Raw genomic sequence first — 23,281 nt, 5'->3', positions numbered from 1 at the left:
AAATCTATAATCTATCTGCTAACGATATCGTTATTATATTTTTTATATAACGATAAAGCAAGCGGGTAAATAAAGAATTTATCATCACAACTTATTTCTTAATAAAATTAGTTAAGCGGAGATAAATATTAATGTCTGATACACATCATCGTCCAATATTAGATATTGGGCTATCAAGACTAGAGTTTCTGCGAATATCCGGTAAAGGGCTTGCAGGGATCACAATAGCACCCGCATTGCTTTCTCTTTTAGGTTGTAAGCAAGAAGAAATAGACAGCGGAATAATTCAATTAACAACAACACCTAAAGGCGTTTTAGTCACAAATAGAGCGCGTTGCACAGGATGTCACCGTTGCGAAACAGCATGTACAACATGGAATGATGGAAGCGTTGGATCATTCTTCTCACGCACCAAAATCCATCGTCATTTTTATTTTGGTGATAAAGGTATTGGCTCCGGTGGTGGACTTTATGGCGATTTAAACTTTACAACAGATACATGTCGTCAATGTAAAGATCCTGAATGTATGAAGGTCTGCCCAGTCAAAGCTATCCGTTATCAAGAAGAGTTCGGCTGTATTGTCGTTGATACACGTCGTTGTATTGGTTGTGCCGCCTGTACAACAGCTTGTCCGTGGATGATGGCAACCGTCAACCCACAAACTAAAAAATCCGGCAAATGCAATTTATGTGGTGAGTGTGCATCAGCGTGCCCAACAGGCGCGTTGCAAATCATTGAATGGAAAGAAATTACTGTTTAATAAATCCAGACAATCACATCACTGAACCACATTTAGATTAGGAAGCAATATTATGACTAACGGCTGGACTGGAAATATTCTAAGAATCAATTTAACAACCGGTGCCATCACTCGTGAAAGCTCAAGCAAGTATAAATCCTTGATTGGTGGTATGGGTTTTGGCTACAAAATTATGTACGAAGAGGTTGCTCCCGGCGTTAAACCTTTTGATGAAGAAAACAAAGTTGTCTTTGCAGTAGGTCCTTTAACTGGATCTGGCGCACCTTGTAGCTCCCGCGTCAATATCACCTCTCTTTCCACCTTTACTCGTGGCAATCTCGTGGTTGATGCTCACATGGGTGGATTTTTCGCAGCATGGATGAAGTTTGCAGGCTATGACTCTCTGATTATTGAAGGTAAATCAGATAAACCTGTTTGGATCCATATTGATGATGACCAAGTTTCTATTGAAGATGCCTCTTTCTTATGGGGTAAAGGTGTTCGTCAAACCACAGAAGAGTTATGTGCTCAAACAAGCCCTGAAGCTTGTGTCGCCGCAATTGGTCCTGCGGGTGAAAACCTTGTGCCTTTATCTGGCATTATTAATAGCCGTAATCACAGTGGTGGTGCGGGTGTTGGTGCCGTGTTAGGGGCTAAAAAATTAAAAGCAATTGTTGTCGAAGGCAGCCGAGGCGTTAACGTTGCTGATCGTAAAGCGTTAAAAGAACTTAACGACTACATGATGACGCAATTAATTGGTTCTAATAATAACCACGTTGTACCAAGTACACCGCAATCTTGGGCAGAGTATTCACACCCAGGCTCTCGTTGGAATGCTCGCAAAGGACTCTATTGGGGAGCTGCTGAAGGTGGCCCAATTGAAACAGGTGAAATCCCTCCTGGTGATATCAATACTGTTGGTTTCAGAACCATGAAATCGACCTTTGACTTAGGACCAGAAGCAGAAGAATACACTGTAAAAATGGGTGGTTGTCACTCTTGCCCTATCCGTTGTATGGCTCAACTCAATGTTCCACAAGCGAAAAAATTTGGTGTACCGCAAACAGGTGGTAACACTTGTGTCGCTAACTTCGTTCACACAACTATTTTCCCTAATGGTCCTAAAGATGTTGAGAAAAAAGGAGATGGTAACGTTGTAGGTAACCTCGTGGGTCTTAATATTTTTGATGATATGGGACTTTGGTGTAACTACGGTCAACTTCATCGTGACTTCACTTATTGCTATACCCATGGTGTCTTTAAACGCGTATTACCTGAAGCTGAATACAATGAAATTCCATGGGATAAACTGGAAGAAGGTAACCCTGAATTTATCAAAGAATTCTACTATCGTTTAGCTCATCGCAAAGGTGAATTTAGCCACCTTGCTGATGGTTCTTATCTAATTGCACAGCGCTGGAATTTAGGTGAAGAGTATTGGGCTGACAAGAAAAACAAACTTTGGTCGCCAATGGGCTTCCCTATTCACCACGCGAATGAAGCATCGGCTCAAGTTGGTTCTATCGTTAACTGTATGTTTAACCGTGATGCGATGACACATACACATATCAACTATATCGGCAGTGGTTTACCACTGAAACTACAAAAAGAGATTGCAGGAGAGCTATTTGGCTCTGGTGATGCTTTTGATGAAACTAAAAACTATACACCAATCAATAAAGCCAAAATTGCTTATACCAAGTGGACAATTTTACGTAGTTGCTTACACGATGCAGTTACCTTATGTAACTGGGTATGGCCAATGACAGTTTCTCCTCATAAGAGCCGTAATTATCGTGGTGACTTAGAAATGGAAGCTAAATTCTTTACCGCGATCACCGGTGAACCAACGACTTCTAAAGATCTGGATTTAGCCTCAGAGCGTATCTTCACTCTACACCGCGCCTATACCGTTAAATTAATGAACACCATGGATATGCGTAATGAGCATGACCAAATCTGTTCATGGGTATTTGATAAAGATCCTGATATTCCAGTCTTTACTGAAGGTACAGACAAAATGGACAGAGCAGATATGCAGCTTTCTCTCACCATGTTCTATGAAGAAATGGGCTGGGATCCTAAATTAGGTTGCCCAACAAAAGAAACTTTAGTTCGCCTTGGATTACAAGATGTTGCAGACGATTTAGCGTCTCGTGGTTTATTACCAAGTTAATAGGTAAAAGAAGGAGATCATGATGATAGAACAAAGTGCATCGGCTTCTATACCACAAGATATCGCTGATGATGCAGATATTGCTTTAGAGCAACCTGATATTTCTCGTCGCCGTTGGTTACTGCCACTATCAGAAACAGGTGTTGGACGTAGTGCTAACACCTCAACGGATATCGTAGAAGAACCCGTTGCAGAGATAGCAGAATTATCTGCCGAACAACATCTAGCGAATGCGATACGTCAATGTTCAAAAGAAGGTGAACTGTTAGCTATTTCAACGCTGTATGATGCACCCTATTCTCTGACTGAAGAGGATATTGCACAGTTAGAAATCGCGTTAAAGAGCGACGAGTTTATTGATATCGCCCATTTAAGTCTCAATGGCGAGGATTATTTCTACTCTGATGAATTTATGTCAGATAATTTCGCACAACTGCAATTATTAAACCGCCATGCGGATATTTGTACAGCAATTGCAGGTGTCGTTCGTTTTGAATGCGAAACTTATCCTCGACCATTGAAACAAAGCATGTTGATGTCTGAACCTTTTCAGTACACGGCTTCAGAGATTGAAGATGCACTGACACTGATGAAAACTCACCCTGATTTTCAGGATATTCAGCAAGTTTTAGCGTCCAACGATGCCCCTTATCTCTTTAGCAATACGTTAATGAGTTACGGCAAAGCACGAGGCTTAACTGAATGGATTGAGGTAGAACAACATGAAAACCCTTAACGTTCTGCCTTATCAACGAAATTCGATGTGGGTATTACAACATCATCAGACTGAGGAGCAAAAATAATGCGTGTTTCTCGCCGTAAATTTGTAGCAGGTATGGGATCGGTCATTTTTTTCAGCGCGCCACTAGGAAGTGCGCTTGCAGCGACAGCAGAAAAAAAACCTATCCGCTATGCCATGATCCACGATGAGACGCTCTGTAATGGCTGTAATATCTGTGCCACTGCATGTCGTCGATTAAATAAAGTACCCAATGGAATGGCTCGAATGGATATTGCTCATATTCCATTAAGCCTCAAAGAAGATAACGATAAATACCATTTCTTTAGACACTCTTGCCAACAATGTGAAGATGCCCCTTGTATCTCGGTTTGTCCTACGGGTGCTTCTTGGCGTGATGAAACCAATGGCATTGTTCGTGTTAATAAAGAGAAATGTATTGGTTGTAGTTATTGTATATCGGCATGTCCATACCAAGTCCGTTATCTTAACCCGGTGACACATGTTGCTGATAAATGTGATTTTTGTCTTGAGTCTCGATTACAAAAAGGTTTCCCACCGATTTGTGTGAGCGCTTGTCCACAAAATGCCTTGTTATTTGGCAGAGAAGACAGCCCTCAAATTCAAGAATGGCTCAAAACACACGATTACTATATTTATCAACTTGATGGTGTAGGAAAACCACATCTTTATCGCCGTGTAGGGCCTCATGTTCAAGAGGAGGGTAAAGTATGAGTATCGTCAATACAATGCCAGACAGCGCTCAGTTCCAAGCCGCACTAAAAGAGTATGTTTTAATCTATACGCCTGACTATTTTCCCCTTTGGCTAATTGTTGCAGGTGTACTCTTAGTGGGAATGTTGCTTGTTCTTGCACTGCATGGCTTCTTGCGTTATCGCTTTGCCACACCACACGGTGAGTCGCATAAAGAAGAGAAGCTCTATCTTTACTCTAAAGCAGTGCGTTTGTGGCACTGGAGTAATGCCTCTTTATTTATCCTGTTACTTCTCAGTGGTGGCATTAACCATTTTGCCCTACTTTCTGCACACGATACCGCGTTATTAGTTAGCGTACATGAGATCTGTGGTTATCTGCTCTTAGTGTGCTGGTTATCCTTTGTCCTGATTAACCTTGTGGGTGGTAATGGCAAGTTTTACCGTATTGATGGTAAAAATTGGTTACAACGCGCCTTAATGCAGGTTCGTTTTTACCTCTACGGTATTATCAAAGGCGAAGATCACCCCTTCCCAGCAACACCCAATGTTAAATTTAATCCACTGCAACAAATGGCTTATTTAGGTGTGATGTATGCATTAGTTCCACTGCTTTTGATAACGGGTGTTTTACTGCAAAACCCAGCATTTATTCCTGCTGATGCCGTAATATTTAAAGCATGGTTATTAATTGCACACCAAATATTAGCTGTATGTAGTGTCTTTTTTATCATTGGTCACCTTTATCTGTGTACAACAGGAAAAACACCATTCCAAACATTTCGCAGTATGGTTGATGGTTACCATAGACACTAATTAATACATGGATTAAGGAGCTTATATGTCAGTCCCTTCAAAGGAAAATATTAGATTAACAAAAAAAGACTTACGACAGCTGCATGTTTCAACTTCGCTTTATCGTTGGTTTTTGCGTTATTTTCCTGATGGAGGCACTTACAGTGCTATCCATAGTGAGTTAATAAAACAGCGCCGTACACAGTGGATAGAAAGCTTTATTCAATATATTTATTTACGTCATTTTAGTGAAGCATCCTTTGCCAAACAGGAACAAGAAGTCATGGAAAACATCTTGTTCCTGCTCGGCAATGAACAACAGCAAGGTGTGACATTACAACGCCTGCCATATCACAGCACTTTGCCAACATCTGAAAATATTCAATTTTCTACCGAATGGCATCAATTGATCTTAAAAAGTCAGCAATTAAGCACCGATCTTGCTTTGTGTGGGAGTAATAATATTGTGGCTTTTTCTGGCGATGAAAACAGCATTGCCAACACAGGTTATAACAATCAATTGATAAATACTGGTTTTGCAGGAAAAGTATGTAATACGGGTAATCAATGTCGCATTGGCAGCTTAGGCGGACGCTCCCGCATTTGTAATAGTGGTAATGATGTCAAAATTTATGCCTCAGGTAATGGTGTTCATATCGCAAATAGTGGTACGCGTAATTTCATTACTGCCTCTCAAGATCGAGCCAAAATCACTAACACAGGTGATTTAGCGCAAATCAATGTTAGTGGAAAAAACGCCGTAGCAATTAACACCGGCGATAACTGTAAAGTCACGGTATCTGGTGATAACAGTATTTGTATATCAACAGGTAATCTCCATCAATTCTGTTTAGGAAAAGGTGGCAGTGCTGTAATTGCTTATCATGATGGCAAGCGCACTCGCTTTAATATTTTCTATGAAGGAGAAGACGGCATTGAAGCAGGTGTTCATTACTATTTAGATGAAAAACAACGTCCAGTAGCAATGGATAATTTTACTAAAACTCATAATTAATAGAAAATTCCCACTGAATCTACTTTCCTTAAATGGATACTATAATGTCTAAAATGGCCATTTTATGCTATAATTAGACATTATAGTATCCATTTTATATTTAGAGCTAACAATGAAACTCTCATTACTTACTGATCTCGATGTAAGTCGAGCCTTTGCTACTCATTTACGAAAACTGCGTGAAAAAGAAAAATGGTCACGCGAACAACTTGCTGAGCGCAGTACCGTCCCAGCATCAACGATCAAAAAATTTGAACTACAAGGTAAAATTTCACTACGTCAGTTATTGTTACTTTGGCAATGCCTTGATGATTTAAATAATCTTTATGCCGTTGTTGACCCTAAAAAAGTCAATAAGCCTCGTATACCAAGAACGATTGAGGAGGTATTGCAAGATGAGTTTTAAGCCAATAAAACAATTAAATGTAATACGGACATTGTCTACAGGCGATCCCGTTTTAATGGGGGCATTAGTACAAAATAATAATGATGTGTTTTTTCAATACGATGCACACTATTTAACACAATATGGTAATAGCTCTCCTTTTAATCTAAAAAATAATACAGATTTACAAATTGCACCTAAAAAACCTCATGGTAATTTGCATGGGATTTTCTCTGATAGTTTACCTGATGGGTGGGGACGATTATTACAAGATAGAATTTTTCGCCAACACGGCATACAACCACATGAAATTACAGCAATGGACAGGCTAGCCTTTGTTAGTAATAAAGGTATGGGGGGATTATCTTATTTACCTATCTCTGACTATCAAACAGATGAACATTTTGAAGTTGACTTGATTAATTTAGGGTTAGAAGCACAAGCTGTATTTGACGGGCAAACAGAAACCGTTTTATCTGAGCTTGCTATTGTTGGTAGCTCTGGAGGGGCGAGACCTAAAGCGTTACTTTATTTTAATCAGGACGATTTTAATCAATGTAAAACATATGAAGAAGAAGGTGATGAATCGTGGTTGATCAAATTTACGTCCAAAAACTTACCTCTTGGTCACGATGAAGGACTATGTGAAGCCATCTATCTCACTCTAGCAAAAGAGCTAGAGCTTAATCCTCCACAATGGCGACTTATTGACGTTCCTAAAAACAGTAATGGAAAATCTTGGCTAGCATTAAAACGTTTTGATCGTATCACAAATAGTTCTGGTAAATCAGGGCGTTTAATCATGCACAGCGCATGCGGATTACTAGATGCTGATTTTAGGTTACCTTCTTTAGATTATGAAGATTTAATCAAAGTAAATCGTGTACTATGCAAATCAGTTTCAGCTGGGCAACTCCAATTTAAACGAGCCATTTTTAATCTATTCGCTTCTAATCAAGATGATCACAGTAAAAATTGGTCATTTCTACAATATGATGATGGACATTGGGAGCCAGCCCCTTTTTATGATGTGACTTATAATCCCAATCCTAGAAATGAACATATCACTTCATTTGCTGGATATGGTAAAAAGCCACCATTAAATACAATAAAGCAACTTGCTGAAATAGCTGGTTTTGAAAGTTGGCAACAAGCACAAGCGTATATTCATCATACCGTTGATGTTATTGCTCGATTCTCATCACTTGCCAAAGAATATGATGTTTCCAAATTAATACGAGCAGATATAGAAAAAACACTTGCTGATCGTTTAAAAGAAAATCGACACTTACTGTAATTCCAACAAAAAGGGAAACTTTCGTTTCCCTTTTTACGTTTAAATCCATATGTTTTCAATGCATTTTATTGCTTATTGATGGCTTCAGTATGGATCACTTTTTTATGGTGTGAACCGACAACTTTGTCATAAATACCACAAACCACAATAGTAATGAGAACAGGAATTAACCACGCTAAACCTTGCTCACTTAATGGCAATTTAGTTGCCCACTCTGGTAATAAATGTTTCAGATAGTCAGAGGCTTTTATCGCATCAAAAATACCGAAAAATAAGCTAACAGCCATTGCTGGCGCGATAATACGGCTTGGGTTATTCCACAGACGTAATGTGAAACTCATTAAAATAATCACAATACAAGGCGGATAAATCATAATCAGTACAGGAATAGAAAACTCAATCAGCTTACTTAATCCTAAGTTTGATACAACGGCTGAGAATATCGCCAGAATCAACACTAATACACGATAAGAGATAGGTAAATAACGACTAAAGAACTCAGCACATGCACAAGTTAAACCAACGGCAGTCACCATACAGGCTAAGAAAATCAGTACGGCTAAGAAGAAGCTACCAAAATTACCGAAAGTGTACTGAACATAGGCATGTAAAATATCAGCGCCATCTTGAGCACCCGGAATAATACTGCCACTACTAGAGCCTAATTTAAATAAACTCAAATAGATTGCAGTTAACAATACACCCGCAATAATTCCCGCCCACATAGTATAACGTGTTAACAGTGATGAGTTATCAATACCCCGAGAGCGAGCCGCATTAACAATAACAATACCAAAAACCATAGCGCCCAATGTATCCATGGTGAGGTAACCGTTAATAAAGCCCTGAGTCAACGCCATATCTCGATAAGCATCAGTAGCAGGAATAGCGCCACCAGCAGGCCAAAATACCGCAGCCACGCCTAATGCAGCGAGCGCTAAGATTTTAATAGGAGCAAGAATATGGCCAACGCTATCTAATAATTTACCGGGGTAAAGTGAAATGCCAATTACAATTAAGAAATAGACAATGCTATAAATCAGCAATGACATTTCCGTATCACCCACTAAAGGGGCTATACCCACTTTAAAAGAAACCGTTGCAGTGCGAGGAGTTGCAAAAAGAGGACCAACGGCAAGGTAAGCCACGATGGCTAATAATAATCCCATTGATTTACCAATAGGAGTGCTTAATGCCTCAATACCACCACCGACTTTTGCCAATGCAACAACCGTTAAAACAGGTAAACCTACACCAGTGATCAAAAAGCCAATTGCGGCTGTCCAAACAAATTCACCTGATTGCAAACCCACCATTGGAGGAAAAATAATGTTGCCTGCGCCAACAAATAGGGCGAATGTCATAAACCCTAATGCCAGAATATCTCTGGAAGCTAATCTATGTGCCATAAGTTTTGTTAATATGTAGTTACAATAATAGTTAAAATACGCCAATGTAGCGCAACATAAAATCAACAATATCTATTTAAGCTCATACCAACATTATTCAGGATAATATCCATATATAATCATTTCATGTAGAGCAATTAGGTACTAAATAGAAAAAATTGCCGATAACGGGTCACAAGTAAAACTTTTATAATGAAAAAAGGCAATAGCCAATCCAAAAACCAGAATAATTATCTAAACTATTTTTCAGCACTAGTTATAACTGTCATATATCATCGAATATACATGATATGATTTGTGCATTTCATCACCAATAATATTGAATATTGGTATCATTTAAAGTTACCATTAATTAATAATATTAAAATTTAACGCTACGATATTAGTTTTTATTGATATTAAAAAGATGGAAAAAGGGCAAAAAAACCTTTATCACTGCATGAATACAAGTGATAAAGGCTTTAAAAAAGACATACTTCTAGTGTGTTTTTTTCGCGGTAAGCAATGTTTGAGGAAGGATAAAAGAGAACGTACTCCCGACACCCACTTTACTTTCAATATTCAATTGAGAATGATGATGAAGCAACGATTTTTTCACAATCGCCAAACCTAACCCAGTACCACCAGAATGACGAGAGCGAGCTTTATCAACGCGATAAAAACGTTCGGTTAAACGTGTTAAGTGTTCTGCGCTGATCCCCGCCCCATTATCTGAAACACTAAATAACATGCCTTGGGGGATTTTCTTCCAACTAACTTTGATTGTTGTGCCTTCTTCAGTGTGATTAATCGCGTTATACACTAAGTTAGAAACTGCACTACGCAGTTGTTCTTCATTACCACGAACAGCCCACTGTTCATCAACATCAAAAATAATCTGATGTTGGCCTTGGCTTAGTGAGTTAGCTTCTTGTTGTAATAAAGCCAAAATGGCTGGAATATCAACAATCTTGTTTAAATCAATATGAGGAGCAGACTCGATACGAGAAAGCTGTAAGAGTTGCTGAACAAGCGTATCCATACGTTTAGCTTGCTCTTGCATCGTGACTATCGCCTTATGCTCTGCGGGTTTTGCTACACTATTTTCTTCCATCATTTCAAGATAACCTTGAATAACGGTTAATGGTGTCCTTAACTCATGACTGACATTAGCAAAAAAATCACGTCGTGAGTTTTCTAGTTTATTTTTTTCTGTCACATCACGCGCCACCATCAAGCGCTGATCTTCGCTATATGGCATCACACGAAACTCAACAATAGAGCCATTATTGAGTGAAATGGTTAAAGGGCGACTAAAATCACCTGCGGTAAAATAGTGCAAAAAATCAGGATAACGTAATAAGTTAAAAATATTTTGCCCGTTATCTTCAGGCCAGCGAAAACCTAATAAATGTTGAGCAAGGCTATTACACCAAAAAATATTCCCTTCATTTGTCATCATCACAACAGCATCGGGTAAGCTTTCAGCCCCACTTCTAAAACGCTTAATTAAATCGCCTAATTCTCTGCGTCGTTTACGATTACGTTGTTGAGTCTGTCGAATACCATAAAAAATAGGCTCCCATCCTCCTCTTCCTTCAGGGGGCAATACAGAGCGATCTAACCATAACCATTTAGATAATTTCAGCAAATTATAGGCATGCCACACAAGGGCACAGAGAAGCGATGCCACCAGCAACCAAGGAAGATGCCCGATAAAAAGCGATAATATAAAGGCAGGCAAGCAAAATAGACATAGCCCCCAAACGAGGGCTTTCCACGATAGTCGTTCTAACACCTGACGATTACTCCCATATTGACTTAGAAACGGGCAGAGAAACGATATCCCGTTCCACGTACTGTCTGTATCATTCTGTCATGGCCATCTTCTTCAATGGCTTTACGTAAACGACGAATATGCACATCAACAGTACGGTCTTCGACATAAACATTGGTTCCCCAAACATAGTTTAGCAGTTGTTCTCTGCTATACACGCGTTCAGGATGTGTCATAAAAAAGTGCAGGAGTTTAAATTCGGTAGGCCCCATATCGATAGGTTTATCTTGACTTGTGACTCGATGAGAAACAGGATCAAGGCCGAGTCCATTGAATTCAATAATATCTTCTGCGGACATCGGTGATAAACGTCGTAAAATCGCCTTCACTCGGGCAACAAGCTCTTTAGGTGAAAACGGTTTGATAACATAATCATCCGCACCCGTTTCTAACCCTTGGACTTTATCTTCTTCTTCCCCTTTTGCCGTTAGCATAATAATGGGTATATCGCGGGTGTTGCTTTCCCGCTTCATCTGTTTTATTACTTGCAAGCCTGATCCACCGGGGATCATCCAATCTAATAAAACCAGATCAGGGTAAGGATCAATAAGAAAGCTCAATGCAGAATCATAATCTTCTGCTTCTATAGGTTGAAAACCATTTTGTTCTAAAACAAAACAGATCATCTCTCGAATTGCGGTTTCATCTTCAACAACAAGAATACGCCTTGCCATACTCTATCCTGTGTAATGTATATATACTCTAAATCATTCGAGTTGCAGATAGGCGGCAAGCAAAGATATCCCGATGAGCATACTCATGTATATGATTCGGGTAGCTGAGCGTAGCCAACACCCCTGCAACTTGAAGGATGACGAGTATAGAGGGTCAAAATGATTATGATGTAATTTTATGACAGATTTATGACTAGCCTTAACATTACTGAAATAGATCCCTGTTGTTAAGGTAAATAAATCATTTTTTGGTGAAATATCACTCAAAAAGAGGGCTTATTCTTGAGTTTTCACTAAAAAAGTAAGGTGCGCTATACTCTTCGTCAGATAAAAAAGAGGAATAGCAATGCGGATTATTCACACATCAGACTGGCATTTAGGGCAATATTTTTTTACTAAGACTCGAGCTAAAGAACATCAACAGTTTCTTGATTGGTTGTTAGCACAAATCAAAAATTATCAAGTTGATGCCTTGATTGTTGCCGGTGATATTTTTGATACAGGCTCACCGCCAAGTTATGCCAGAGAGCTTTATAACCGCTTTGTTGTCGCAATCAGAGACACACAATGTCAGCTCGTTATTCTAGGTGGTAATCACGACTCTGTGGCGACACTAAATGAATCAAAATCACTATTGGCGTGTTTAAATACAACAGTTATTGCTAATGTTCATGCTGAAACACCACAAGCCCCGCTAATTCTTCCTCAAAAAGACAACACTCCGGGAGCATTACTTTGTGCGATCCCTTATCTACGTCCTAGAGACATGATCAGCAGTAAGAGTGGGCAATCAGGAGCTGAAAAACAAATCGCATTAAAAGACGCGATTGCTGAATATTATCAAGCTCAATATCAAGTAGCTCTCGATTTACGAAAGCAACTAAATGCCAAGATCCCTATTATTGCAACGGGTCACCTCACCACAATTGGTGCGAGTGTGACAGATTCCGTCCGTGAAATTTACATCGGTACCTTAGAAGCCTTTTCGGCAAACCTTTTTCCTGATTTTGACTATATTGCGCTTGGCCATATTCATCGTCCCCAAGTAGTAAATAAGTCTGGTCATATTCGTTATAGTGGCTCCCCTATCCCTTTAAGTTTTGATGAGAGCGGACAACAGAAAAGTGTCTGCCTTATCGATTTTGAGCAAGAGAAATTAACTAACTTCACACTATTACCTATTCCTGAGTTTCAGTTACTACGCACTATCAGTGGTTCATTAAAAGAGATAGCGATACAACTTGAGGATTTAAAAAAACAATACGGTCAAATAGATACCGCTATTTGGTTGGATATCGAAGTTTCAACACAAGATTATCTCAGTGATATACAAACCCGTATTCAAGAGCTAACTAACGATCCACTTTTTGATGTGATCTTATTAAGAAGAGCCAGAAAACAACGCCAAGCGTTCACTCAAAATGAGAACGAAACACTGACTGAATTGACCGTTTATGATGTTTTTGAAAGACGCTTAGAACAGAATGAGTTTGATTCACAAGAAACTAAAACTCGTTTAACAACATTGTTTAAACAAGCAGTTGAAATGGCAGAGAAAGAGGATAACGAAGCATAATGAAAATCTTAAGTCTGCGATTTAAAAATATTAACTCCTTAAAAGGTGAGTGGAAGATTAACTTTAACCAAGAGCCTTTTATCAGCAATGGGTTATTTGCAATTACAGGCCCCACGGGTGCAGGAAAAACCACCCTGTTAGATGCGATTAGTTTAGCGCTTTATCATAGAACTCCACGATTAGATAAAGTCACGCAATCACAAAATGAATTAATGACGCGTCATACCGCAGAGTGTTTGAGCGAAGTTGAATTTGAAGTCAAAGGTGTAGCTTATCGAGCATTCTGGGAACAACGCCGAGCTAATTATAAAGAAGATGGCAACCTTCAAGCACCACAGGCTGAACTTGTTAAAATAAATACAACTGGAGGCGAAGACAAAATATTAGCAAGCAAGATAAGCCAAGTGAAAGAGATGATCATTAATATTACTGGTCTTGATTTTGATCGTTTCACTAAATCTATGTTGCTTTCTCAAGGACAATTTGCGGCTTTTTTAAATGCAGATGATAAATCTCGCGCTGAATTACTCGAAGAACTCACTGGTACAGATATTTATCGCCATATCTCCCAATCCATATTTAAACATTGGCGTGAAGAAGAACAAGCATTAAAAACACTAAAACAGCAAGCCGAAATGATGGCGTTATTAGATGAAAATGCTCGACAAGCTTTATTAACTGAACAAACCGATCTTTTTGCCAAAGAGAGCCTATTACAAAAAGAAAAACAGGAATATCAAGCAGCAAAACAGTGGCAAGAAAAAGAAATTGAGCTCAATAAAAACAAAGTATTAGCACAAACTGAGGTTAACTTAGCACAAGAAGCATTAGTTGCTGCCAAACCCGATATTCAGCGACTTGAAAATAGCGAACCAGCAGAAAAAATCCGTCCGATTTATGATGAAAAGGATCGTCTATTAAAAGAACAAACCTATATTGAGTCACAACTCTCAACACTAAAAGCAGAAAAGCAACTTATTGAACAACAGAGCCAACCTATTAATCAGCATTTAATCGAGGCTCGTGACACATTTAAACAACACGATGAGAAAAAACAGCAAATATTGCAGCTTATACGTGAAAAAGTAGCACCATTAGATAATCAGTTAATCTTGCTACAACAAGATATTTCAGTAAAAACACAGCAAAAAAATACGTTAGAAAAAACACAATCAGAATATCTGGAAAAAATACAGTTAACAGAAGCCAAATTAGTTGGATCACAAAAGCAATTTAATGAATTAAATGAATATTTAAATCAGCATACAGCTCATGCTCAACTTGCTGAAAACTTACCGTTATGGCAACGCTATTTTGAGCAATATGATGAAGTTACAGAGAAATATCTAATTAGTCAGAAAAGTGAAAAAGCAGAACAAGAAAAAGAGTGCTTACTTAAACTCGAATTAGAAAAAGCGACTAAAACACTAGAAGAACAACAGCACAATCTTAACTTACAGCAACAACAATTAAGTGAATTACAAACACAACTTGAGCAACAAAATAAAGCTGATGCTATAGCGGATATCCCTTATCGTTCGCAACAAATTTCACAGCAAAGGAATGCACTCGCTAAACTAATGGGATTACAGGCTCAATTGCAACGCAATATAAAAGCTGAACATCAGCAGCAAAAAAGCCATTCAGAAAACCTGCAAAAAATAGCCGTACTGACTGAAAACATCAGTAAAAACAGCATCATTTTAAAAGAAAAAGAGCAACATCTTAATGATTTAAATGACAATTATACTTTAATACGAAAATTAGCAGAATACGAAGAAGAGAGACAACATTTAGTTAAAGACACCCCATGTCCTGTTTGTGGTTCAACTGAACATCCTTATGTTGAAAAATATAAAGAAATTAAACCCGACGAAACCAAAACACGATTAGATATTTTAACGCAGCAAGTTCATACATTAACAATAGAACTAGTAGAACAAAAAACACAATATGCTAACTATCAAGCTCAAAACGAAAAATTAAGTAACGATCTTGAGCAACTAACACAGGATATTGTGTCATTAAAACAACAATGGCGAGCTTTAGCTCAAACTTATGCATTACCGGATGTGGACTGCGAAGAAACTGCTTTAACTCAATTAGATTCAGAACTTGAGAAAGAAGATAATTTACTGACACAAAAACGGATTAGCTATCAACTATTAGAAGCCCAAATTCAGCAAAAGTACAAGCTGTTATCTGATAATAAAGAGCAATTTAATCAACAACAGCAAGCTATTCTTCATCAACAAAATGAATTTACTCAGCAACAGAAAGAAGTTTTCAATAAACAACAACAAACAGAGCAATATCTTCAACAACAAACTCAGTTAGCGCAAGATCTTCAATCTCTTGTTAAACAGCAAGGTTATGAATTAGAGGAATTTGAGGATAAAATTCAATGGCTTATTGCACGTAAAAAAGAGAGCCAACAATATCAATCAACCTTAAAAACACATCACGAATTACAACAAATAATCCGCGAATTGTTATTAACGCAGGAAGAGAGAAAACGCTATTTATCTGAAAATCAAAAAGAACTTGATACCGCTTTAATCCATTTACAACAACTACATCAGCAACAAGAACAGCTAAAAGCACAACGCCAAGCTTTCTTCGGGACACAGACCACTGAAGATGCGCGTAATGAATTAGATAAGCAGAGTCAGTTATTACAAAAACAAATTGAGCAATATAGCGAAGAAAAAAACCGACTCGAAATCCGTTTAAATCAGCTTATTGGTCAATATCAGGAAAATGAAAAATCGCTACAACGGTTACAAACGCGTTTACAAGACATTATTGAACAATATCAACATGCGTTAAAAAACAGTCCGTTTACTGACGAAAATACATTTTTAGCCTCTCTGTTATCAGTTGAGGAAAGAAACCGTTTACAAGAACAGCAAAAACAAAGACTTGATAGATTATTGCAAGAAAAAACACGCTTAGACACTCAAGAAAAGGCATATCAACAGCACTTGTTACAACCACCTTTGTTATCGACTGAGCAAAATATTGAACAAATCACCACACATATATTGGCACTAGAAACACAGTTGGCTCATCTACAAGAAACCAAGTTCCGTATTCAAGAGCAACTGCGCACTGATGAAGAAAAACGTAAAGAACAACAAGCCCTACTCGACAGAATAACGAAACAGCAATCTCACTTTGATGATTGGAGCTACTTAAACGAATTGGTCGGATCTGCATCAGGAGATAAGTTCAGCCGTTTTGCCCAAGGCTTAACGCTTGATCATCTAATTTATTTGGCTAACCGTCGTTTAGAAAAGCTTCATGGACGTTATTTCTTGCAACGCAAAACGCCAGCAAGCCTTGAACTACAAATTGCAGATACGTGGCAAGCAGATGCACTGCGAGATACTCGCACGCTCTCTGGTGGCGAAAGTTTCTTGGTCAGTTTATCGCTCGCCTTAGCGCTTTCAGATTTGGTCAGTAACAAAACTCAAATCGAATCACTATTTCTAGATGAAGGCTTTGGCACATTAGATCCTGATACCTTAGATATTGCATTAGATGCTCTCGATAGCCTTAATGCATCCGGTAAAATTATTGGCGTAATTAGTCACGTAGAAGCCATGAAAGAGCGCATTCCTGTACAAATTAAAGTGAAGAAAGCCGGAGGATTAGGTATTAGCCAGCTTGCTCCTGAGTTTAGATATGTAAATAAACAGAATCTAAATCAGGTAGTTAAACACTAGGTCGAATATTTTGACGTAGCTGATTAAATTTTTTATATATCAATAAATCACTACTAAGACCTATAGTATGTCCATAGATTAGCTCAAGCTAAGACACGCTTTAAGCGCTTAAATTTATCAAGGAGACAGTCATGTCTAACGCATTTACTGATTTAATGAAAAAACGTAGAACAATTTATCATTTAGGTAATCAACTTCCAATTAGCGAAGACAGAGTCACTGAGGTTATCAAAGAAGCGGTTAAAGAAAGCCCAACAGCATTTAACTCACAAACATCTCGCGTTGTTATTCTGTTTGGTGAACAACATCAAAAACTGTGGGATATCGTTAAAAATACACTGAAAAAATTAGTACCCGCAGAAGCATTTAGTGCAACTGAAGCCAAAATTGATAGCTTCGCCGCAGGTGCAGGCTCAATTCTGTATTTTGAAGACACAGATATCGTAAAAGGTCTTCAAGAGCAATTTCCACTGTATGCGGATAACTTCCCTGTATGGTCAGAACAAGCAAGTGGTATGGCGCAACTCTCTGTTTGGACTGCATTAGCAGCAGAGAACGTAGGTGCTTCATTACAACACTACAACCCAATTATTGATGACGAAGTTCATGCAACTTGGGATCTGCCAAAAACATGGAAATTAAGAGCTCAAATGGTCTTTGGTTCGATTGAACAAGAGGCTGGTGAGAAGAATTATATGGAAGATGATGCACGCTTTAAAATCTTCAAATAAGTGTTAGAACAGACATCTGACAAAGACCCTAGCAATAAGTAATACCCTCTTTTCTTTACTTTCATCCTTGCCCACAGCCACTGTGGGCTTTTTTTATTTATATGCCCACAAAACAAGAGTGATGGCCTTATGCCACCACTCTTTTATGATTTAATCAGTTTCAGATCGGTCTTTCGCTGTTTTTTCTGAGCATCATAGAAATTTTCATGGGAACCTATATGCAGTAGATACAGTTCAACTTTGTTGGCTACCCATGAATAACCTAATAAAACAATCAACTCATTAAGCCTAAATTTGTGTACTCTAAGATAAGCAAGATCGCCTTTTTTCTGCTCACCAATCAATGGATTATCGATTATTTGATCAATTTCATCTTCAATGATCTTCACATCTGATACAGGCAATTTTTTCATTGCCTTTTCAAATCGAGCTGACTGATAAACATCAATCTCTTTTTGTGGTTCGGACATATCGAGAAACCTTTTTGTTTTCGACTTCCGCCTGTGCCAGTAACAATTCTTCGATAAAGCTATATGGCAGATCAGGGTTATCTTCAGCTATACGCCCTATTTTAGCCCAGTGTTCGATTTGTTTAGGAACACTTCTGCTTTTCGCTTCCGCATGAATTTTAGCATCAGACACAAAGTCTTCATCTAATCTTACGGAAATAGCCATTACTTACACTCCAAGCCTCACGGCAGTTATAACTTTAGAACTTGATAACATTAAAATGTTATAAGTTTAGATCTTTATAATAACGACAAAATGCAATCTTTTGTCGCAAAAATACACAATACACCACAAATTATTCCTTGTAAAGGCGTTGACTCTTATGTTTATTCCCCACATTTGCGAATAAAAAACATAAAAAAAGAGCAAAGTGCGTAATGAATACAAAGGTAGGGATGGACCCTTTGTGTTCAACACTTTGCTCTCTTTATTTATTTACGCACCTCTCGTAAGAGGTGCGATTTTCACAAGGCGTATGAAAATACGTTATTTACGTGTGATGTTATTCGCTTTTGGTTGAGCAATTGGAGACTGCTCAGCAAAGTATTTCACGACTGCATCAACATCTGGCACGCTGTAAACTGGATCTTTACCTTCTTTCAGTACAGAGAAGTTACTACCACCTGTTGCTAAGTATTCGTTAGCCACAACACGGTAGTTCGCTTTCATATCGACTGGTTTACCGTCAATTTTCATTGATTCAACGATAACACGGTTACCATTAGAGGCTTTGCTATCCCATGTGTACTGGAAGTTACCTGAAATCGCTAACACTTGTGGACGTGAGCGATCCCATTGTTGTTCTAACAGACGTTTGATTTGCTCACCTGTTAACGTTTGAGTTAACAGTACGTTAGAGAATGGCTGTACCGTGTAGATTGCGTTATAAGAAACGTCACCACCCGTCATATCAGCACGAATACCACCGCTGTTCATAAATGCGATTTGTGCGCCACCCGCATCTTTTGGTTTTGCAGTGTATAAATGCGCATCAGCAATCACTTGACCCAGTGCAGATTCACCCGCGTCGTTAGTTTGCTTCGTTAAATTACCTTCTAACTTACCAATGATACGGTTAGCTAATGGGGTTGCGATTTTTTCGTAAGCTTCTAACAGTTTGGTAACAGCTGGATCTTTTTCATATTTGCGGTTATCAACCCAAATATTACGTGCTTCAACATCAACAACATCTTTTGTTGTTTTGTCTAATTTCAGGTCGATACGCGTTAACATTGCACCGTTAGATTGCGCTGATGTCACTGAACGTCCGTTAATTGTACAGTTGTAAGCTTGGTGAGTGTGACCTGTTACAACGAAATCAATCGCTGGATCTAATTGCTCAACAACACCCAGAACTTTACCCGTAATACCATTACATGCGTTGATATTCACAGGACCACCGTCACGACGCTGTGCAGCACCTTCGTGGATTAACACACCAATCGCTTGAACACCTTGCGCTTTTAACTGAGGCACTAATGCGTTGATTGTTTTCGCTTCGTTATGGAAGCTTAAACCTTCGGTTCCTTTAGGAGTTACGATTGCAGCTGTACCTTCTAAAGTGACACCAATAAAGGCAACAGGAATACCGTTAAATTCTTTGATAACATATTCAGGGAATAACGTTTTGCCTGTTTCATTAACAGTTACGTTTGCTGATAAGTATTGGAAATCAGCCCCTTTAAATTCAGTTGGACCTTGGCAACCCGTAACTGGGTGACAGCCACCGTTTTGCTTACGCAGTAACTCGCCCATACCTTTATCAAATTCGTGGTTACCCACCGATGTTGCTTCTAAACCAGCTAATGATAATGCTTCGATAGAAGGTTCATCATGGAACATTGAAGATAACAGAGGGCTTGCACCCACCATATCACCCGCAGCAACAACGATGTTGTTCGGGTTATCTTTCTTCATTTCTTTGATTAATGTTGCCATGTGCTCAATGCCACCAGGTTTGTTAGGACCTGGCGCTTTTAGTGCACCATGGAAGTCGTTCATTGCGATAACACGCACATCAACAACATTAGCTTCGTCGTAGTTCTTTGCACAACCAGCTAATAAGACTGAGCTTACTGCCAGTGCAACGAGTTTATATTTATGGTTCATTTAAAATTTATCCCTAAGATCAAAATTCACGTTTCGGACAATCAATGACTTCGAAATCTTTGCTATAACAGATATAGAATTCATCTCGATTAATTTGAATTTCCTTATCCTTCAATGATGGATTGTGTTCTTTTAAGAACTTAATCAATGCACTGTTTGAAGGACGGCCTTCTGGTAATACTAACGCTTCATACAACTCTTTTTGTTTACCAAAGAATGCATCTGGTGTATCAAACGCACACACACCATGTTTTTCCCACTCACCTTGTAGTAAGTCGATACCCGGAGAATCACACAGATATGGTTTGATAGCAGAGTATTCTAAAGGTGCTAAATCACCTTTACATAAACGAGGATGCTTGCGTATGTCTTTCCAATCGCGGCACTCTTCCCATGATTTACCATCACAAGTTTCAGCCCACAGCCCATGAACAATCCAACCAAATTTATTATCTGAGAAGCATTGGATTTCAAATTTATCATACTCACGTTTTGCACGATCTTTTTCATTGTCGTTATTTAAACGCTTAATATTATTACTTTTATAATCACAAAAAGCCGGTGAGTAGTTAATCGCTAACTTAAAGTAATCTGTTGATGCCGTGCTGTTTTGACCATAGCGATCATTAGAAGCAATGTAGTCGTAAGGTGCTGTTGGTGCATCAGGTAAAATACAAGATACGCCTTCAACTAATTTAGCTTGAGGTTTTAATGGTTCTGTAATTTCAGGTGCTTGCGTTGCACATCCTGCTAACACTAAAGCAAAAGCAGCAGGTAATAGCTTCATAAAGCGCATAAAATCCCCTTAAAGAGCAATAAGTTTTACTCTTTTGGTTCAAAAAGGTAAGAGAAGCCTGCCCAGAATGGACAGGCTTTAATGGCTTATTTCTTCTCTGTTAAATCAATTTTGTAAATTGCAAAACCGATTTCATCATTTTCCACAAAGGTCATTGGATATTGAGAGAAATCTTTAATAAATGCAGCCGCTTTTTCACTTGGCGACGTTTCAAAACGTACATCTAACGCTTTGTCAGTCTTAATAGGTAAGAATGACCAGTTGTTAGCGGCTTTAGTTGCAACTTCGCCTTTTTCTTTCGTTTGTTTAGCAATGTAAGAAGCTAAGATTGCACGGTTTTCATCTGGAGATGCGAACGCAATATTTGCTTCACCAGTACCAGCAAACTTACCGCCGTATCCACGGTAGTTATTGGTTGCGATCAGGAATGTTGCTTTAGGATCAATTGGCTTGCCTTCATAAGTCACTTCTTTGATACGATTCGCATCTTTATTAACGACTTGGCAATCAACGTCATATTTAGCAGGTTGAGTTAAGTCAACTTTATAGTTCACACCACTAATGGTGTCGAAGTTATAAGTACGGAAACCATCCCAGTTGATCAGTTCTTGTGGTTTAGTGGAATTAGGATCAACTTGGTTCCACATACCTGCTGAACATTCTAACCACTCAACAACATCAGCACCGGTCGCTTTAACAACCACTAATGTGTTTGGATACAGGTATAAGTCTGCAGCGTTACGGAATGTTAAGTCACCTTTTTCAACTTCTACGAAGTCTGCTGGTGCATTTTTACGACCACCCGCTTTAAATGGCGCAGCAGCACCTAATACTGGTAAACCGTCTAAGTTCGGATCACCTTGAATAAAGTGTTTGGTGTAATCAACTTGCGCATCATTAACGATTTGTACAGTTGGATCACTTTGTACTAAAGCTAAGAAGCTGTACATATTGGCAGACGCTTTACCAATGTGTTTACCCACGAAATCACGGGTACCTTGGTGTGCTTTTTCAATGATTTGCGCTAATTCAGCATCACGTTCAACTAATGCTTTTTTGTTTGCTTTATCAAAGATAGGACGTGCTTCACCGGTTGCTTCAGTCATCACCCATTTACCGCTGTCGTTATTGATAACCATATCAACGACACCTAAGTGATCACCCCATTGACCAGGCATAACAGCAGGAACACCGTTTACAGTACCTTTCGCTGTATCTACACCTTTAATGCCTTCAAATTCTTTGCTTGGGAATACGCCATGAGCGTGACCAAACATGATTGCATTGATACCTTCAACTTCGCTTAAATAATAAACAGAGTTTTCAGCCATTGCTTTGTACGGCTCTGACGCGAAACCAGAGTGAGGAATAGCCACAATCAGATCAGCACCCTCTTTTTTCATTTGAGGGACGAATTTTCTCGCTGTTTCTGTAATATCGTTTACAACGACCTTACCATCCAGATTGGCTTTATCCCAGATTAAAATCTGTGGTGGTACGAAGCCGATATAACCAATCTTGATAGTGTGTTCTTTACCATCACGATCTTTTACTGGTGTATCAACAATGATATAAGGTGTGAAATAGTTTTTGCCTGTTTTCGCATCCATCACGTTGGCGTTGATGTAAGGGAATTTAGCACCAGCAATGGCTTTTTTCAGGTAATCTAAACCATAGTTAAATTCATGGTTACCAAAGTTACCTACTGTGTAGCCCATGGTGTTCATCAGCTGGTGAGCTGGATGAGATTCGCCTTTTTCTAAGCCTTTAGCTGCTTGATAGTCAGCCAGTGGGCTACCTTGGATCAAGTCGCCGTTATCAACTAAAATCGCATTGGTTGCTTCAGCTTTTGCTGCTTTAATTAAATTAGCAGTACGGACATAACCAAACTGTTCTGTTGGTTTGTCTTTGAAGTAGTCAAAGTCGATTAAGTTACTGTGAACATCAGACGTCTCCATAATACGAAGATCGACTGTCGCAGCATTCACGTTGAATGCGACAAACATTGCTAATGTTGAAATTTTCAACACATTCTTAACCATTACACACCCCTTATATATTGGTTAACAGGA

Annotated in this window: 19 protein-coding genes; 11 read left to right on the top strand and 8 right to left on the bottom strand. The window is 38.8% G+C overall.

The features are described 5' to 3' along the window. Positions 1-131 precede the first annotated feature (131 nt). The 8 genes from CBE70_RS09880 to CBE70_RS09845 all read left to right on the top strand — a co-directional run bounded on the left by CBE70_RS09880 (position 132) and on the right by CBE70_RS09845 (position 7,860). A complete protein-coding gene (locus CBE70_RS09880; RefSeq protein ID WP_006535141.1) occupies positions 132-761 on the top strand; it encodes a ferredoxin-like protein in 630 nt (209 codons plus the stop codon). 52 nt (positions 762-813) lie between these two features. Further along, positions 814-2,916, top strand: a complete 2,103-nt coding sequence (locus CBE70_RS09875) for an aldehyde ferredoxin oxidoreductase (protein WP_100159219.1) — start codon at positions 814-816, stop codon at positions 2,914-2,916. A gap of 22 nt (positions 2,917-2,938) precedes the next feature. After that, positions 2,939-3,652 carry a YdhW family putative oxidoreductase system protein gene (locus tag CBE70_RS09870; RefSeq protein WP_232797387.1) on the top strand — a complete coding sequence of 238 codons (714 nt, stop codon included), beginning with the start codon at positions 2,939-2,941 and terminating at the stop codon, positions 3,650-3,652. 66 nt (positions 3,653-3,718) lie between these two features. Then, entirely contained in the window at positions 3,719-4,390 is a 672-nt protein-coding gene (locus CBE70_RS09865; RefSeq protein WP_100159217.1) for a 4Fe-4S dicluster domain-containing protein, read from the top strand. Continuing rightward, positions 4,387-5,184, top strand: coding sequence for a thiosulfate reductase cytochrome B subunit (gene phsC / locus CBE70_RS09860; protein WP_100159216.1), 798 nt, complete (start codon positions 4,387-4,389; stop codon positions 5,182-5,184). Before CBE70_RS09865 ends, phsC begins: the two co-directional genes overlap by 4 nt. A 25-nt stretch (positions 5,185-5,209) precedes the next feature. Beyond that, complete coding sequence (ydhT, locus tag CBE70_RS09855) at positions 5,210-6,178, top strand: protein YdhT (RefSeq protein WP_100159215.1); 969 nt, start codon at positions 5,210-5,212, stop codon at positions 6,176-6,178. A 112-nt stretch (positions 6,179-6,290) separates the two neighbouring features. Next, the gene (locus CBE70_RS09850; protein ID WP_100159214.1) at positions 6,291-6,584 is read left to right on the top strand and encodes a helix-turn-helix domain-containing protein; all 294 of its coding nucleotides are present in this window, start codon (positions 6,291-6,293) and stop codon (positions 6,582-6,584) included. Continuing rightward, complete coding sequence (locus tag CBE70_RS09845; RefSeq protein WP_100159213.1) at positions 6,574-7,860, top strand: type II toxin-antitoxin system HipA family toxin; 1,287 nt, start codon at positions 6,574-6,576, stop codon at positions 7,858-7,860. The genes CBE70_RS09850 and CBE70_RS09845 overlap by 11 nt, the downstream gene beginning before the upstream one ends. 65 nt (positions 7,861-7,925) lie before the next feature. Here CBE70_RS09845 and brnQ read toward each other — a convergent pair whose 3' ends face one another. The 3 genes from brnQ to phoB form a co-directional block, all read right to left on the bottom strand. Beyond that, positions 7,926-9,269 carry a branched-chain amino acid transport system II carrier protein gene (brnQ, locus tag CBE70_RS09840; protein WP_100159212.1) on the bottom strand — a complete coding sequence of 448 codons (1,344 nt, stop codon included), beginning with the start codon at positions 9,267-9,269 and terminating at the stop codon, positions 7,926-7,928. Positions 9,270-9,747: 478 nt separating this feature from the next. Beyond that, on the bottom strand, positions 9,748-11,046 hold the full coding sequence (gene phoR, locus CBE70_RS09835) for a phosphate regulon sensor histidine kinase PhoR (RefSeq protein ID WP_100159211.1): 1,299 nt from the start codon (positions 11,044-11,046) through the stop codon (positions 9,748-9,750). A 23-nt stretch (positions 11,047-11,069) separates the two neighbouring features. Beyond that, complete coding sequence (gene phoB, locus CBE70_RS09830) at positions 11,070-11,759, bottom strand: phosphate regulon transcriptional regulator PhoB (protein ID WP_023580900.1); 690 nt, start codon at positions 11,757-11,759, stop codon at positions 11,070-11,072. Between the two features lie 346 nt (positions 11,760-12,105). Between phoB and sbcD the strand changes: the two genes are divergently transcribed. From sbcD to CBE70_RS09810, 3 genes are all read left to right on the top strand, one after another. After that, positions 12,106-13,335, top strand: coding sequence for an exonuclease subunit SbcD (gene sbcD / locus CBE70_RS09820; protein ID WP_100159209.1), 1,230 nt, complete (start codon positions 12,106-12,108; stop codon positions 13,333-13,335). Beyond that, positions 13,335-17,063 (top strand): AAA family ATPase, encoded by a 3,729-nt coding sequence (locus tag CBE70_RS09815; RefSeq protein ID WP_100159208.1) that lies wholly within the window; start codon positions 13,335-13,337, stop codon positions 17,061-17,063. The genes sbcD and CBE70_RS09815 overlap by 1 nt, the downstream gene beginning before the upstream one ends. Positions 17,064-17,194: 131 nt before the next feature. Next, positions 17,195-17,794, top strand: a complete 600-nt coding sequence (locus CBE70_RS09810) for a nitroreductase family protein (RefSeq protein ID WP_100159207.1) — start codon at positions 17,195-17,197, stop codon at positions 17,792-17,794. 143 nt (positions 17,795-17,937) lie between these two features. Here CBE70_RS09810 and CBE70_RS09805 read toward each other — a convergent pair whose 3' ends face one another. The 5 genes from CBE70_RS09805 to CBE70_RS09785 all read right to left on the bottom strand — a co-directional run bounded on the left by CBE70_RS09805 (position 17,938) and on the right by CBE70_RS09785 (position 23,251). After that, on the bottom strand, positions 17,938-18,264 hold the full coding sequence (locus tag CBE70_RS09805) for a type II toxin-antitoxin system RelE/ParE family toxin (RefSeq protein ID WP_100159206.1): 327 nt from the start codon (positions 18,262-18,264) through the stop codon (positions 17,938-17,940). After that, on the bottom strand, positions 18,239-18,469 hold the full coding sequence (locus tag CBE70_RS09800; protein ID WP_004245167.1) for a ParD-like family protein: 231 nt from the start codon (positions 18,467-18,469) through the stop codon (positions 18,239-18,241). The genes CBE70_RS09805 and CBE70_RS09800 overlap by 26 nt, the downstream gene beginning before the upstream one ends. A 321-nt stretch (positions 18,470-18,790) precedes the next feature. Next, positions 18,791-20,413 carry a bifunctional metallophosphatase/5'-nucleotidase gene (locus tag CBE70_RS09795; protein WP_100159205.1) on the bottom strand — a complete coding sequence of 541 codons (1,623 nt, stop codon included), beginning with the start codon at positions 20,411-20,413 and terminating at the stop codon, positions 18,791-18,793. Positions 20,414-20,432: 19 nt separating this feature from the next. Then, a complete protein-coding gene (locus CBE70_RS09790; protein ID WP_100159204.1) occupies positions 20,433-21,209 on the bottom strand; it encodes a ribonuclease T2 family protein in 777 nt (258 codons plus the stop codon). Positions 21,210-21,295: 86 nt separating this feature from the next. Then, entirely contained in the window at positions 21,296-23,251 is a 1,956-nt protein-coding gene (locus CBE70_RS09785) for a bifunctional 2',3'-cyclic-nucleotide 2'-phosphodiesterase/3'-nucleotidase (RefSeq protein WP_100159203.1), read from the bottom strand. Positions 23,252-23,281: the final 30 nt, after the last annotated feature.

Source organism: Proteus columbae, from assembly GCF_002777965.1.
In the GTDB taxonomy this organism is placed as follows: Bacteria; Pseudomonadota; Gammaproteobacteria; order Enterobacterales; family Enterobacteriaceae; genus Proteus; species Proteus columbae.
This window is presented reverse-complemented; position numbering and strand designations above follow the sequence as displayed.